Raw genomic sequence first — 15216 nt, 5'->3', positions numbered from 1 at the left:
TTTAGCTATCAAAATAACTCCCCCTCATAACTTATTTTTCTTAAGCCATTAGGTTTCACGCATGTGAGAATGAATTGTGTTTGATTAGCAGAATCAATTTAGCATCTGCCCAAATTTCTTCAGACAGATGCACAATCATTCACGTCTTGATTTCAGCGCAGCTTGAAAAGAGAACTACGCAGTTTTTCGCGGCGCACACCCATGCCCACTAACCGACCGGCCAAATGTGCAAGAATCGGCCAGCGGGCTATGCCCTTAACAAAGGCTGGCGGGCCACTGCGTTTGACTTCGCTATTTTGACGTTTCTTGCTGCTTGATTGCATCATCAGCTGGATTTTCTGAATGGCTTTGGTTGGAAATGCACGGCGTTTTTCCACGCGCGCCAGATGCTGATCGGTCAATTTATTATCTCGCAGCGGAACCACCAAAATATTGGCGGCAGCCACCGCATCCTGTATCGCCAGGTTAACTCCGAAACCACCAATCGGCGACATTGCATGGGCCGCATCACCGATGCACAACAGACCGGAGCGCCACCAGCGGTTCAGCCGGTCAATGCGGATGGACAAAAGATGCACATCATCCCATGAGGTGATTTCTTGCACCCGATCAGGCGATAATGGTGAAACCTCAGCCACTGCATGCCGGAACGCTTCCAGCCCTTTTTCTTTCACTTGCGCAAAACTGCCCTTGCGCACCACATAACCGCATTGCCAATAATCGCCACGGTCGACCATGACAAAGCCCTGACGAGGCCCGCCATGCCCCATTGTATAGGGAGGGTCTTCAGGTTTATGCGAAAGTTTGATCCACAACACATCACTTGGCGCACCAAAACTGGTGCTCTCCAATCCGGCTTTTGCCCGCACCAGCGAATTGCGCCCGTCGGCTCCCACCACGAGAGAGGCTTTAATCTCGATGCTGCCTTCATGGTTTTGGGCAAAAAGGCCTTCGATACGGCCGTTATTTTCAATCAGATCAGTCACTTGGGTCGACATCATCAAATGAAAATTGGGCAATTTACGTGCTTCACGCGCCAGAAAACCTAAAAAATCCCATTGCGGCATGAAGGCAATGAAGCGGCATTTAACCGGCAGGCGTGAAAAATCAGCAATAGTGACATTCTGCCCGCCAATTTCAGCATGAAGTTTTGGCGCCTGTGTATGCGGCACTTTCAAAAACTCATCCAAAAGCCCTAGCTTATCGATAATATCAAGCGTTGCAGGATGCACTGTGTCACCACGAAAATCACGCAGAAAATCGGCGTGTTTTTCCAATACAGTCACATCAACACCAGCGCGCGCCAGCAATAGGCCGAGCATCAGACCACCCGGCCCCGAACCCGCAATCACACATTGGGTGCTGATCGTTTGGGCGGTCTGTTTGGGGGACACTGGTTGCTGCATTTTGCTCTCCTGCCCTGCCGGCGAAAATGCCGGAGTATGAATTAAAGAGTGCCACGCAAGTGACACCCTTTAATACTATACTTTTAATATCAAGTTTTCGATTGTTAAATACAAGAAAACTTTATCAGGTCAGTTAGACATCAATATTCAGGCATCCGTCAACCACGCAAGGCGCTGACCGGTGACTGGCGATAAGCCATTATGGCCGGTAACAATCCAATGACAGACGCACCAATCAGCATGATTATCATACTATTGAGATCCTGCATTTCAAAAGCAACCGGCATGGCGAAGCCGCTGGATTGCGTGACGATGCGGGACAGAATTTTTGACGCGACAAAACCAAGTGCAAAACCACTGAAAATTCCAGCACCCAATAAAATAGCCACTTCAGACCAAACCAGCGTGAAGATTTTGCCTCGCGATGCTCCAAGTGCTCGTAAAGCACCGATTTGACGACGACGTTCGCCGATATGCAAAAGAGCAACAAAAACCAAAGCACAACCAATCAGAATCTGTGTGCCCAGTGCCACGAACATCAGGATTGATTTGGCATTGCCGAGCATGCCGTAAAGATTGGTCAGGACCTCGGCCGGAAAGACTGCCGTTGTACCATTGCCGCGATATTCTTGCCTGAGCTTGTAAGCATCGGCAATCGTTTTAGGCTTCACGATGATAGCCGGAACACCGGCCGCACCATGTTCAAAACTTGTTTGCAGCGCTTCTTCACCGTGTTGATGTTCATGCTCATGTTCATGGTCATGATCGCCGTGAGCTGCATGTTCTTCCGCAGTTTCATCGGCATGGCTATGTTCATGATCATGCTCCATGCCATGCACCGCCCAGACAGCTTCAATCGGCACCAAAATCGCATTGTCCCATGCGCCACCAGTCGGTGCCATACGGCCAACCATTTTATAAGTAATTTCAGTATGATGATGGCCACCCTCGCCTGCATTGCCGTGCAAAGGCACCATAGAGGTTTCAGCACTCACATCCACATTGGCACCAACGACGGCCTCATGATGTGCGGTAAACATTTTGCCGGATGCCAGTTTCGGGCTTAAAGTTTCAACCAGCTTTGAAGTGGTGCCGATAATCGGATAATTCTTGTAACTATCGCCAAAACCAACAGGCGCAGCCCATGCGACGCGCGGGTCATGGCTTAGTTTTTCCAGTTCATTACCTTCCATCAACGGCAGCAATGACGTTTGTAAAAATACCGATGAAAGTACCAATTGCGTTTCACTGGCAGCAGCACCAATCACCAGATCAAAATGATCGGCAGCGCGCGCACTGCCAAGACGCAATGCACGCTCCTGCAATGTCACGGCAACACTTAAAGCGGTTGCGAAAGCAACCAGTAGCACCAGTGCCAAAGCACCAAGCCAATGGCGTTTTAAATCTGCGGCAATAAATCTAAACATCTGAGGTAATTCTCCCCGCAGCAAGGTTGATAGTGCGCGCCAATCTGGAAATCAGCCGGTCATCATGGGAGGCAATAATCGTCGTGCATTTTTCTTGGGTCGCCAGTTCCAGAATAAGATTGCCAACGGATGCCCCGTTTTCCTTGTCCAGACTGGCGGTTGGTTCATCGGCAATAATAATGGCGGGTTTGCGTTGCAGGGCACGAGCAATCGCCACGCGCTGCATTTCCCCTCGTGACATCAATTGCACTGCCTGGTCAGGCCGTTTCAGCCCGACCCGTTCCAGTAATTCATGCGCACGCGATAAAGCTTCTTTATCCACACCACCAGCCAGACGCAGCGGCAGCAAGATATTTTCCAGCGCCGACAAGCCGTCAAAAAGGTAGAAATCCTGCATAATGAGGCCGATATGTTCGCCCCGCCAACGATCTGCCGCAGTTTCCGACAGCTGATTGATCGGTTGACCGCCCCAGAGAACCAAACCTTTTTGCGGACGGGCAAGACCGCTGATAATATTGATAAATGTACTTTTGCCGGAACCTGATGCGCCGGTGAGACCCACCACTACACCATCGGGCACTTCCAAATGATCGATTTGCAAGGCGGGTTCTGAAAGTCCGGCAAAGCTGACGCTGATATGATCTAAAACAAGTTGCATATCAGGCAACCTTATAGCGTGCATCACGCAGGCGCAGCAAACTGACAAAGCCGGTTTCGGGATCTGTCCACGATCCGACTTCCAGTTTTCCGGTCACTTCAATCAAGGTTGAGGGTTGCACGAAAGTTTGTTTTTTATCGAGATAGACCACCAGAATATTATCCGGCCAATCAGCATCGGACGAACAAAAAGGGCAGATCGACATCGGGATTTCGGTCAGTACAAAAAAATCGGCTTCCGCTTTCAAAGGTGGTGCCATGAAACCACCCATCACTACCTTCTCGCCATTCAGCGATTTGACTTTTTCTGAAAACTCAAGCCCCAAGACGCTGATCTTACTGTAGAGCTCGGCAAAGCTTAAATTGCCCGTTGCGGCTTTTGCCTGTGGCAATGTTCCGGCTACCGCATAGGCCAAAGGTGCGACACTCATGAGTTTGAGAAAATGACGACGCGGCATTGATGATAGAAATGACATGGTTCCATCCTTAAAAAGTGAAATGCCGGAAATTTCTTTCCGGCATTTTTTATCATCCAAACTCCGGCTTATTTCTTCTCCGCACCGAGCGCGAAAACTTCAGCCAAAATCTTGTAAACGTCGCTCTGTTCCATGTAGCCGCGGAAAAGTTCCGCACCCGCACCGCTCGCCTGCAAGACTACATCATCTACAGAGTGGACGCCGGTATCATCAGAGCGCGGGATATTACCCTCGCGGAATACGGCACCCGGAATATCCTTATAGGCTTCGTTGGCAACATATTCGTTCTTCTCGTTCTGGATCGCCGGAACAAAAGGATTATCCAGCTTCGGACGGAAGGTTTCATAATAGTCAGGGAAATTGTTGGAGAAGATCGCCAGACGCGGGTTTACATCCACGCTGTCCGGATAGCCGTCACCATTGCTGTCAACGTAATTGGTAAAGCCAGCTTTTTCATAAGTGCCGACTTTTTCACGCATTTCATTGCCCGGCTTGTTATCATCGATGGTGCCGATGATGGATACGCCGTGGGTATGGTCACCGGTGACTACAATCATGGTGTCCGGATTGTTCTTGGCAAATTCCTGCGCCAGACCGATCACTTTATCAAATTCGATCGTATCATAAACCGCACGTTCCCAATCCAGTGGATGGGACATCTTGTCGACATTTGCCGCTTCAACCATCAGGAAGAAGCCTTCTTCGTTCTGAGAGAGCTTTTTCAAAGCAATGTCGGCCATTTCAACCAGACCCGGCTGATCAGGGAATTTATCGATTGTACCCTTCTTCAGCATATTGCGGTCCATCGCGGTATCCATGTTACCGGTATGGAACAGGCCGAGCAGTTTGTCGCCTTCAGTGCTTGCTGCTTTTTCAAGTTCTTCCTTGCTGGTTGCCAAAGCATAACCGGCTTGCTGAAACTCTTTGATATAGTCTTTGTCATCTTTACGCTTGGAGCCCGGTACTTCCTTGTTGAGGAAGTAAGCAGAGCCACCGCCCAACAGCACATCAGGCTTTACATCAAACAACATGCCGGTGATTTCGGCTTTATCAGCACGGCGGCGTGTGTGTGAGGCAACTGCAGCAGGCGTTGCATCCTGCAATTCGGATGTGGTGACAATACCAATAGATTTGCCGGTCTGGCGGCGCAATGCTTCACTGATGTTTTCCACGCGCGGATCATCAAGGCTGTCCGGTGTGCGATCAGCATAAACACCCAGTGCATTGATGGCAGTCTTATGACCGGTCATATAGGCCGACATGGTGTTGGCGCTATCGGTTGCAATCGAGTTGGTGGCTGATGTACCAATGAAAGCCATATATTGCAGATCGTCCATATTGAGGCGGCCATTGGCCTTCCCTTCGCTCATGCCTTTCGACATGATGCGCGCACCGGTACGATGAGCAACCGACAGACCATCAGCAACGAGGAAGATCACGTTTTTGGCTTTTGGCGCATCGGATGTGCCGTAAACATCCCAGGTAACGCTTTTCTTGTCGTTACCGGCCTGCACTTCAATCGTGTAAGCACCAGCCTTTGGCAAAGCCAATGAACGCAGAATAACCGCCGAGCCCAGATCTTTGTCGGATGCGTCTTTTTCAGCAGCGATAAATTCAACATTTTTGCCGAAAACAGCTTTGTAATCTTCGCCGTTGACTGTGATTTTGACATCATCCGCTTTAACAACATTGTCAAACTCGACCTTAAAATCAAAAGGCGAACCGGCTAGAATCGTTGCACGGTCAAGCGGGTAAACGGTTGCAGCTTGCGATGCTGTTGCAAAAAGTGCAGCCGACAGAACTGTAGTGGCAGAGAGTAACTTAACAAGTTGACGCATGGTTTTATCAAACCCCTTTAGCGGTAATTCTTCCTGCAACCGATCAGAACCTCTTCCGGTTCTGCCCCTTTCGTGCTGGAAAAATGCCGGTTGTAATCTTCGGAAAGACCGTGAGCGGACAATGAGTACGGGGGAAGTGTTAGCCAGCCATTGTGACAGTGCTTTATATGAAACATGACAGATTGATTAAATCTGAGTGTGATGCACCGTCTTTTCCACTGATGCGAAAATCACACAATATTTCAGGAAAATGTAAAAAATGACGATTGCAAATAAATATAGGACAACAGTACTGTCCTTTTTTCTTTTCTTTTGTTGCGCGAAAGTGCATACATGAATTCTAAAAATATCTTTTCATAACGCCATACGCAAGAAAGGTGATTTCGTGTCACAGGACAATCTTCTTGAGAATGCATTAGTGCGGCTGGATGAGGCTGCAAGCCATATTAATATCGACGCTGATGTGATCGAAAAATTGAAATTCGCACGCGAGACAATGAAAGTGCGCCTGATGATCCGTATGGACGACGGTTCACGAAAATCTTTTCTTGCATGGCGCTGCCGTTATGATGATACCCGCGGACCAACCAAGGGCGGCATCCGTTACCATCCGGATGCAACCGCAGAAGAAGTTGAGACGCTTGCTTTCTGGATGACCTTTAAATGTGCGGTCATGAACCTGCCTTATGGTGGCGGTAAAGGTGCCATTCAGGTCGATCCGCGCAAATTGTCGAAAGCCGAGCTGGAGCGATTGTCCCGCGCCTATATTCAGGCTTTTGCCGGCATTTTGGGTCCAGACCGCGATATTCCCGCACCAGATGTTTACACCAATTCGATGATCATGGGCTGGATGGCAGACGAATATTCACAAATCGTCGATCAACACTCACCAGCTGTCATCACCGGCAAGCCTTTGGCATTGGGCGGCTCGCTTGGTCGTGATGATGCAACGGCACGCGGTGGTTATTATCTCGTTCGTCATCTGTCTGATGATTTGGGTCTTGCCGGTAGTTTGCGCGTTGCCATTCAAGGCTTTGGTAATGCCGGCCAGCATATGGCACGGTTGTTTTGTGCCGACGGCCATAAAATCACTGCTGTTTCCGATTCGGAAGGCGCAGTACAATGTGATGAAGGCTTGAATTTGGCGAGCCTTTTTGCAGCCAAAGCGGACGGCAAATCAGTGGTCTCAACCATCGGTCAAAATGGTCACAAAGCCATGACACCAGATGAACTGGTGGCAGCCGATTGTGATATTCTGGTGCCGTCAGCCATGGAAAACATGATCCACGAGGGCAATGCCGACAGTATCAATGCCAAGCTGATTGTGGAACTCGCCAATGGCCCGCTGACTGCTGAAGCTGACGAAATTCTGGCGAAAAAAGGCGTGATCGTTCTGCCTGACATTCTGGCCAATGCCGGTGGTGTTACAGTTTCATATTTTGAATGGGTACAGAACAAGCAAGGCTATTACTGGACTTTGGAAGAAATCCATCAGCGCCTCCAGAGCATCATGGAACGCGAAGGCCGTGCGATTTGGGTACTCTCAAAGGAAAAGAAATTCTCGCTTCGCACCGGTGCTTATGTCCACGCACTCTTACGCTTGGCACAGGCCATTGAAGCACATGGCACCCAGAGCGACTTCATTGCTTAAATTTCCTCCCCAAGACTAAAATGACTGACCAAAAAGCCCCGCCGATCATCTGACCGGCGGGGCTTTTCTTTATTCAAATCAGAACGATAAATATCAATCCCAGCTCAAGGCGCCGCCATTTTGATATTCGATCACGCGGGTCTCAAAGAAGTTTTTCTCTTTCTTCAAATCCATCGTTTCCGACATCCAAGGAAACGGGTTATCCGTTTCCGGGAATACGGATTCCAATCCAAGCTGTGCACAGCGACGATTGGCGATGAAATGCATATATTGTTCACACAGGGCAGCATTCAGACCCAGCAAACCGTTCGGCATGGTATCGCGGCCATAGGCTGCTTCCAGTTCTGCCGCATCACGCAACATGTTGCGCACTTCTTCCTGAAACTCTTTTGTCCAAAGATGCGGGTTCTCATGCTTGATCTGATTGATGACGTCGATACCAAAATTCATATGGATCGATTCATCACGCAGGATGTACTGATATTGTTCGGCAATACCCACCATCTTGTTACGACGACCAAGGGAAAGAAGCTGGGCAAAACCGGTATAGAACCACATGCCTTCAAACACGACATAGAACGCAATCAGATCACGCAGGAAGTCGCGGTCAGCTTCCGGTGTCCCGGTTTTAAACTCGGCATTATCCAGATTACGGGTGTAATTGAGCGCCCATGCAGCCTTATCGGTGATGGATGGTACCTCACGGTACATGTTGAACAATTCACCCTCATCAAGACCCAGACTTTCCACTATATATTGGAATGTATGGGTATGAACGGCTTCTTCAAACGCCTGACGCAGCAAATATTGACGGCATTCAGGATTGGTCAGATGACGATAAATCGCCAGCACGATATTGTTGGCAACCAGACTTTCCGAGGCTGCAAAGAAGCCTAAATTACGCTTGAGCATCAAGCGTTCATCATCGGTCAAACCGTCTTTGGATTTCCACAGTGCGATATCTGCCTGCATGGAAACTTCGGTCGGCATCCAGTGATTGTTACAACCAGCCAGATATTTTTCCCATGCCCATTTATATTTTAACGGCAACAGCTGATTAACGTCGGCGCGCGCATTGATCATGCGCTTTTCATCAACAGTCACACGGGCAGCATTACGCTCAATCGAGCCCAGACCCGTGGCATCGGCAGTCTCATCAGCACCTAAAGGCGCAGATGCACTGTTCATTTCGGTCTCTGACCAATCGAGATTAGACATTATAAAACCCTTTCAAATAGGCATGAAACAAAAGGAAGCGTCCATAATCGGCCAATTTTACTGACAGGCTTCACAAGTTGGATCATCAATAGAACAGGCACGCACATCAGAGGCCGGAAGACTCTGCACCGGTGCGACAGACACTGCATTGAGCTTGCCGTCTGTGCCCTTCAATGTGGATTTTTCCACATGGCTGGCGGAGCGGGATCGCAGGTAATATGTGGTTTTCAAACCACGATACCAGCTCAGGCGATACAATTCGTCAAGCTTCTTACCGCTTGGATTGGCGATATAGAGATTGAGCGACTGACCCTGATCAATCCACTTTTGACGGCGGCTTGCAGCTTCGATCAGCCACGCGGTGTCGATTTCAAAAGCCGTTGCATAAAGCGCTTTCAGATCATCGGGAATACGGTCGATCTGCCCGATGCTGCCGTCGAAATATTTCAGATCAGAAATCATCACTTCGTCCCAAAGACCACGTGCTTTCAGATCGTGAATAAGACCGGCATTAACTACGGTAAAGTCGCCCGACATGTTCGATTTAACGAACAGGTTTTGATAGGCTGGTTCGATTGACTGCGATACACCGCAAATATTGGAAATAGTGGCCGTTGGAGCAATCGCCATGCAGTTGGAATTGCGCATACCGACGGTCTTGACGCGTTCACGCAAGGTTTTCCAGTCAAGTGTCTCATCATAGTTCAAATCCATGCTCGCCAAATTATTGTGAGCACGCGCATCCGAAAGCATACGCAGTGAATCAATCGGCAAAATGCCTTTTGACCAGAGCGAGCCTTCGTAGCTTTGATAGCTGCCGCGTTCAGCTGCCAGATCTACAGAGGCAGAAATAGCATGATAGGAAATGGCTTCCATGCTCTGATCTGCAAATTTAATCGCTTCGTCGGAGGCATATGGCAGGCGCAAAATCTGCAACGCATCCTGAAAGCCCATCAGACCCAGACCAACCGGACGGTGGCGCAGGTTCGAGCGGCGCGCTTCCGGAATGGTGTAGAAATTGATGTCCACCACATTGTCGAGCATACGCATAGCGGTTGCTACAGTGCGCGCCAAACGTTCCTGATCAATGCCTTCCGCTGTTGTGTGTGCTGCCAGATTGACTGAACCCAGATTACAAACAGCCACTTCATCATTCGATGTATTGAGCGTAATTTCCGTGCAGAGGTTGGATGAATGCACCACACCGGCATGCTGCTGTGGCGAACGGATATTGCACGGATCTTTGAAGGTGATCCAAGGATGGCCGGTTTCAAACAGCATCGTCAACATACGACGCCACAAGTCTTTTGCCTTTACAGTGCGGTAGACTTTGATGCCGCCTTTAGCAGCTTTTTGCTCATAGGCTTCATAAGCATATTTAAAGGCCGCCCCATAAAGATCGTGCAAATCAGGAGTTTCATCCGGCGAAAACAATGTCCAGTCACCGTCTTTTTCCACACGTTCCATAAACAGATCCGGCACCCAGTTGGCCGTGTTCATGTCATGGGTACGGCGACGGTCATCACCGGTGTTTTTACGAAGATCCAAAAACTCTTCGATGTCGATATGCCATGTTTCTAAGTAAGCACACACCGCACCCTTGCGCTTACCGCCCTGATTAACCGCAATCGCAGTATCATTGGCAACTTTTAAGAAAGGTACAACACCCTGACTTTCGCCATTGGTGCCTTTAATACGCGCTCCAAGACCACGGACACGGCTCCAGTCATTACCCAGACCGCCGGAATATTTAGCAAGCAAAGCATTGTCTTTAACGCTTTTGAAAATACCGTCGAGATCATCCGGAACAGTGGTCAGGAAACAGGAAGAAAGCTGCGGGCGGCGCGTTCCGGCATTAAACAAAGTTGGCGTTGAAGCCATGAAATCAAAGCTTGAAAGCAGATTATAGAACTCAATTGCTTTGGTTTCGCGCTCTTCTTCACGTAAGGACAGCCCCATGGCAACGCGCATGAAGAAAGCTTGCGGCAATTCAAAACGCTTGTTTTGAACGTGCAGGAAATAGCGGTCATAAAGGGTTTGCAAGCCCAAATAATCAAATTGCAGATCGCGCTCTGGTTTGATGGCAGCGGCCATACGGTCGAGATCGAACAATGCCAATTCCGGATCAAGCTGATCGGCATCAATACCCACACGGATATAGGATTTCAAATAGTTCGGATAAAGCTCGCACATCTGCTTGTGTGTTGCTTCACGCGGAGAACCTTCAACAAAGGTCAGTACTTCACGGCGCAATTTATCCAGCAATAAACGAGCGCTAACTTTGGAATAATCCGGCTCGGTTTCAATCAAGGTGCGCGCAGCCAAGATAGGCGCCAGCGCTAATTCATCCTGTGTGATGCCGCTATAAAGATTGCGTTTGGTTTCGGTCAAAATGGCTTCTGCTGAGACAGAGGCCAAACCAGAACAAGCTTCTTCAACCACATGTTTCAAACGTGCTTCATCAAGCGGCACCAATTGACCGCTCGCGCTTTTCATCTGCAATTGCGGCTTTGCTTGCGGATTATTGGCGGCCTGTTCAGCACGTTCACGGGCACGCTCTTCACGGTAAAGCACATAAGCACGTGCCACTTTGTGATGGCCGCCACGCATCAATGCCAGCTCGACCTGATCCTGAACATCTTCAATATGGAAGGTACGACCTTCTGTTGCATGGCGGGTAAGACCTCCAATGATGACTTCAGACAGTTCTGCAACAACATCATGAACGCGGCGCGACGAGGCAGCACTTGTGCCTTCAACAGCCAGAAATGCTTTTTGCAACGCAACAGCAATTTTATCACCATCAAATGGTGTGACTGATCCATTACGACGGATGACCTGAAACCCAAGCTCGGAATTATTTGCAGCTGTGTTTGCGGCAGAAAAAGCGTCGCCGTCGGCAGGCTCACGCACAAGAGAAATCGACATTGGCTTACCCCAATTTTTGTTGGGGGCAAGGTCAGACGGATGCATGCATGAAAAAGAGCGACGCCATACGTCTGCTCTGTTGCCAGCACACCACCGGGACACCCCGCCCAGGGAGAACATTTCGTGTCGCGGCAGGTCTCCTGGCTGGCGGGTCTGGGCTTTTGTCCGTCTTCCCAAGGATAACCTCAGTGACGTAAATAGACAAAAACTCGCCGCTTTACAGTTGCGGGGGCAGCTCCGGTTTAAGCGGTGAAAAGCACCATCTCTTCCGGATTCCCTATTATCTCTCTATCTTGCGATTCGAGAGACCGTGACCACTAGATATAGACAATCAATGTGCACAGACGTCAACATATAGTTTGGCGCTGTCCAATGAATTATTTTGTAAGCTGTCAGGAGATGGCCTATATATAGCACAACCACGGAGCTTTAACATGATGAATATTGGCGAAGCAGCAACTGCGTCGGGTATAAGTGCCAAAATGATACGCCATTATGAGACGGTCGGGCTGATTGAAAAAGCAGGGCGCACCGAGGCTGGATACCGCGTTTATTCCAAACGCGATGTAGAAACATTGCGCTTCATACGGCGCGGGCGCGATTTAGGTTTTTCACTGGATCAAATCAAAGATTTACTGACCCTTTGGCAGGACCACAGCCGTGCTTCATCTGATGTGAAGCAAATAGCCCTCACCCATGTGGCGGAGCTGGAAGCCAAGATGGAACAATTGCGCGAAATGGCGGATACATTGCGCCATCTGGCACAGAACTGTCAGGGCAATAACCGCCCTGACTGTCCGATTTTGCATGATCTGGCCAGCAATGCAGCCAGATATTAATCTTGTCAGTTAAACCTGCAATGCAGGTTTAACCTTACGCAGACGCAGCGCATTGGAAAGCACGAAGATGCTGGAAAGCGCCATCGCACCTGCCGCCAGCATTGGCGACAATAATGTGCCCCACAATGGATAAAGCACACCAGCAGCCACCGGAATAAGCGCAATATTATAAGCAAATGCCCAGAACAGGTTTTCACGAATATTGCGGATGGTAGCACGAGATACCGCCAACGCATTGATAACACCACGCAAATCACCCGACATCAGCACAATATCGGCGCTTTCCATCGCCACATCGGTGCCGGTGCCCAAAGCAATACCCACATCAGCCGCAGCTAGTGCCGGTGCATCATTGATGCCATCGCCGACAAATACCAGCACCTCACCTTTCGTCGACATACGCTTTAAAGCATCCACTTTGCCGCCCGGCAGCACTTCGGCTTCCACATGGTCAATCGACAGCGAACGGGCAATGGCTTCTGCCGTTGCACGACCGTCACCGGTGATCATCGCTACTTTCAAGCCCATCTGATGTAGCGCATCAATCGCTTCTTTCGTTGATGGTTTGAGCGGATCGGCAATCGACAGGATTGCAGCCAATTGACCATCAACGGCCACGTAAATGGACGAGCGTCCTTGCGCGGCCAGTTGATCGGCCACTTTTTCCAAAGCTGTAATATCAATATTGAATGCTGCCATATGACGGCCAGCACCCACGGCCACTTGTTGACCATCAACATCTGCAACCAGCCCCATGCCAGCAATAGCGTTGAAGTTCTGCACATCCTTTAAGGTCAAGCCTTTTTCTTCTGCCGCCTGCACAACGGCGGCGGCAATCGGATGTTCGGAGCGTGCCTCAACACTCGCAGCAAGGGTCAGAATTTTCGCCTCATCCTGTCCGGCAACAGTTTCAAAATGTGCCAGAACCGGCTTGCCCAAGGTCAGTGTTCCGGTTTTGTCAAAAGCAATGACAGATGCTTCACGTAAACGTTGCAATGCATCGCCACGACGGAACAACACGCCCATTTCTGCCGCACGTCCGGTGCCAACCATAATTGACGTTGGCGTGGCAAGCCCCATCGCACAAGGGCAAGCGATAATCAGCACCGCAATGGCATTCACAAGCGCAAAGCCTAATGACGGCGACTGACCGAATATCAACCAGATGACAAAGGTGACAACTGCGGCTGCCATCACTGCGGGCACAAACCAGCGCGTTACTTTATCCACCATCGCCTGAATTGGTAGTTTATCGGCCTGCGCATCTTCCACCATACGGATGATCTGGGCGATCACCATATCACTGCCAACCTTGGTCGCCTGATAGGTGAAAGAGCCGGATTTATTGATGGTGCCGCCGACCACTTCGGCGCCAATTTCCTTGGCAACGGGCACTGGTTCACCGGTAATCATCGATTCATCAATATAAGAAGAGCCCTCGATGAGCACGCCATCGACCGGTACTTTTTCACCCGGCCTGACCTGCACATGGTCGCCCACGCGCACATCTTCCAACGGCACATCAACCGCCTTGCCATCGCGCATAACCCGTGCAGTTTTCGCCTGCAAATCAACCAAACGGCTGATGGCAGCACTGGTTCTGCCCTTGGCGCGCGCTTCCAGATAACGGCCAAGCAGGATAAGCGCCACGATAACGGCTGCGGCTTCAAAATAAACATTCACCGTGCCTTCAGGCAAAACGGACGGCATGAAAGTGGCGATCGTTGAAAAGCCCCACGCGGCCAATGTACCGACCGCTACCAGCGAATTCATATCCGGTGCGGCTTTTAAAAGTGCCGGAATGCCCAGCTTGAAAAAGCGCAATCCCGGCCCGAAAAGCACCAGCGTTGTCAGCACAAATTGCAAATACCAGCTATTTTGCATACCAATTGTGCGGTCAATCAGCATATGCATGCCAGGGATTAAGTGCGACCCCATTTCAAGTACAAAAACCGGCAAGGTCAGCACGACTGCCAGCAAAGTTTGACGCTGTAAGGTTTGTGCTTCTTTTTCACGTTTTTGCGCGCGCATTTCACCGGTAGATTGCTTGGCGGCGACATCAATTTTACGCGCCTGATAGCCAGCTTTTGCCACCGCACCAATCAGCTTATCTATATTGACCCGCGTACCATCCGCAACAATCTGTGCCCGTTCAGTGGCAAGATTAACGCTGGCTGATGTAACGCCGTCAACCGCGAGTAAAGCACGCTCGACAGTGCCGACACAAGATGCGCAGGTCATGCCTTCAATGTTCAAATCAATCTTTTGCGACGCGGATGATGATGGCACAACAGCAGCCGGTTTGGCTTCCGATTGACATGTTTCTACGCTTTCAGCTTTTTTTGAACCGCAACCGCAACCAGAGCTTTTAGGTGCTTCCACCAGCTTTTGCTCGTCAATCAGCTCAGCTTTATAACCTGCTCCACCGATGATTTTCACCAAATCATCAGCCGTGATATTGCTGTCACTCACTTCCACATGGGCGCGTTCTGTCATCAGGTTGACACTGGCTTTAGCCACACCGTCAGTACCTGTCAGTGCGCGCTCCACCCGCCCCACACAAGAGGCACAACTCATGCCTTCCACATTGAAATTATACTTAGTTAACAAGATGTTGCTTGTTAACTCGCTGTCATTTTTCTGGCTCATAGGTTATCCCCTGCCACATCGCTGCTCTTAAACAGACACTTCATCATGGCGCTTAAACTAAGGCTTCCCATCATGGGAAGGTCAAGAGCTTTTTTAAAGAAAAATCCCGACTGTAATTCCAATCGAT

The 15216-nt window shown here is 49.7% G+C and carries 10 protein-coding genes and 1 riboswitch; of the genes, 2 read left to right on the top strand and 8 right to left on the bottom strand.

Features of this window, described 5'->3' with window-relative positions:
- Positions 1-152: 152 nt before the first annotated feature.
- The 5 genes from ACI0FR_RS02750 to ACI0FR_RS02730 form a co-directional block, all read right to left on the bottom strand.
- A complete protein-coding gene (locus ACI0FR_RS02750) occupies positions 153-1406 on the bottom strand; it encodes an FAD-dependent oxidoreductase (RefSeq protein WP_404907353.1) in 1254 nt (417 codons plus the stop codon).
- A 158-nt stretch (positions 1407-1564) separates the two neighbouring features.
- Positions 1565-2833, bottom strand: a complete 1269-nt coding sequence (locus tag ACI0FR_RS02745) for an ABC transporter permease (RefSeq protein WP_404907351.1) — start codon at positions 2831-2833, stop codon at positions 1565-1567.
- A complete protein-coding gene (locus tag ACI0FR_RS02740) occupies positions 2826-3491 on the bottom strand; it encodes an ABC transporter ATP-binding protein (RefSeq protein WP_404907349.1) in 666 nt (221 codons plus the stop codon). The genes ACI0FR_RS02745 and ACI0FR_RS02740 overlap by 8 nt, the downstream gene beginning before the upstream one ends.
- A 1-nt stretch (position 3492) precedes the next feature.
- Positions 3493-3966 carry a hypothetical protein gene (locus ACI0FR_RS02735; protein WP_374829137.1) on the bottom strand — a complete coding sequence of 158 codons (474 nt, stop codon included), beginning with the start codon at positions 3964-3966 and terminating at the stop codon, positions 3493-3495.
- A 68-nt stretch (positions 3967-4034) separates the two neighbouring features.
- Positions 4035-5804, bottom strand: a complete 1770-nt coding sequence (locus tag ACI0FR_RS02730; RefSeq protein WP_404907347.1) for an alkaline phosphatase — start codon at positions 5802-5804, stop codon at positions 4035-4037.
- 385 nt (positions 5805-6189) lie between these two features.
- On the opposite strand from ACI0FR_RS02730, the gene ACI0FR_RS02725 reads away from it, so the two are divergent.
- On the top strand, positions 6190-7455 hold the full coding sequence (locus tag ACI0FR_RS02725; protein WP_404907345.1) for a Glu/Leu/Phe/Val family dehydrogenase: 1266 nt from the start codon (positions 6190-6192) through the stop codon (positions 7453-7455).
- 93 nt (positions 7456-7548) lie between these two features.
- On the opposite strand, the gene ACI0FR_RS02720 is transcribed toward ACI0FR_RS02725, so the two are convergent.
- Complete coding sequence (locus ACI0FR_RS02720) at positions 7549-8643, bottom strand: ribonucleotide-diphosphate reductase subunit beta (RefSeq protein WP_374830453.1); 1095 nt, start codon at positions 8641-8643, stop codon at positions 7549-7551.
- A gap of 87 nt (positions 8644-8730) precedes the next feature.
- Complete coding sequence (locus ACI0FR_RS02715; RefSeq protein WP_374829133.1) at positions 8731-11601, bottom strand: ribonucleoside-diphosphate reductase subunit alpha; 2871 nt, start codon at positions 11599-11601, stop codon at positions 8731-8733.
- A gap of 113 nt (positions 11602-11714) precedes the next feature.
- A riboswitch (cobalamin riboswitch) is annotated at positions 11715-11929 on the bottom strand.
- 109 nt (positions 11930-12038) lie between these two features.
- Here ACI0FR_RS02715 and cueR point away from each other — a divergent pair.
- Positions 12039-12440 (top strand): Cu(I)-responsive transcriptional regulator, encoded by a 402-nt coding sequence (gene cueR, locus ACI0FR_RS02710; protein ID WP_404907382.1) that lies wholly within the window; start codon positions 12039-12041, stop codon positions 12438-12440.
- A gap of 9 nt (positions 12441-12449) precedes the next feature.
- On the opposite strand, the gene ACI0FR_RS02705 is transcribed toward cueR, so the two are convergent.
- Positions 12450-15089 (bottom strand): heavy metal translocating P-type ATPase, encoded by a 2640-nt coding sequence (locus ACI0FR_RS02705; RefSeq protein WP_461667877.1) that lies wholly within the window; start codon positions 15087-15089, stop codon positions 12450-12452.
- Between the last annotated feature and the right edge of the window lie 127 nt (positions 15090-15216).

The organism is Paenochrobactrum sp. BZR 201-1, assembly GCF_044987585.2.
In the GTDB taxonomy this organism is placed as follows: Bacteria; Pseudomonadota; Alphaproteobacteria; order Rhizobiales; family Rhizobiaceae; genus Paenochrobactrum; species Paenochrobactrum pullorum.
This window is presented reverse-complemented; position numbering and strand designations above follow the sequence as displayed.

Coding starts and splice junctions, on each gene's coding strand:
- ACI0FR_RS02750 (WP_404907353.1), bottom strand. CDS start 1,406: ATGCAGCAACCAGTGTCCCCCAAACAGACCGCCCAAACGATCAGCACC.
- ACI0FR_RS02745 (WP_404907351.1), bottom strand. CDS start 2,833: ATGTTTAGATTTATTGCCGCAGATTTAAAACGCCATTGGCTTGGTGCT.
- ACI0FR_RS02740 (WP_404907349.1), bottom strand. CDS start 3,491: ATGCAACTTGTTTTAGATCATATCAGCGTCAGCTTTGCCGGACTTTCA.
- ACI0FR_RS02735 (WP_374829137.1), bottom strand. CDS start 3,966: ATGTCATTTCTATCATCAATGCCGCGTCGTCATTTTCTCAAACTCATG.
- ACI0FR_RS02730 (WP_404907347.1), bottom strand. CDS start 5,804: ATGCGTCAACTTGTTAAGTTACTCTCTGCCACTACAGTTCTGTCGGCT.
- ACI0FR_RS02720 (WP_374830453.1), bottom strand. CDS start 8,643: ATGAACAGTGCATCTGCGCCTTTAGGTGCTGATGAGACTGCCGATGCC.
- ACI0FR_RS02715 (WP_374829133.1), bottom strand. CDS start 11,601: ATGTCGATTTCTCTTGTGCGTGAGCCTGCCGACGGCGACGCTTTTTCT.
- cueR (WP_404907382.1), top strand. CDS start 12,039: ATGAATATTGGCGAAGCAGCAACTGCGTCGGGTATAAGTGCCAAAATG.
- ACI0FR_RS02705 (WP_461667877.1), bottom strand. CDS start 15,089: ATGAGCCAGAAAAATGACAGCGAGTTAACAAGCAACATCTTGTTAACT.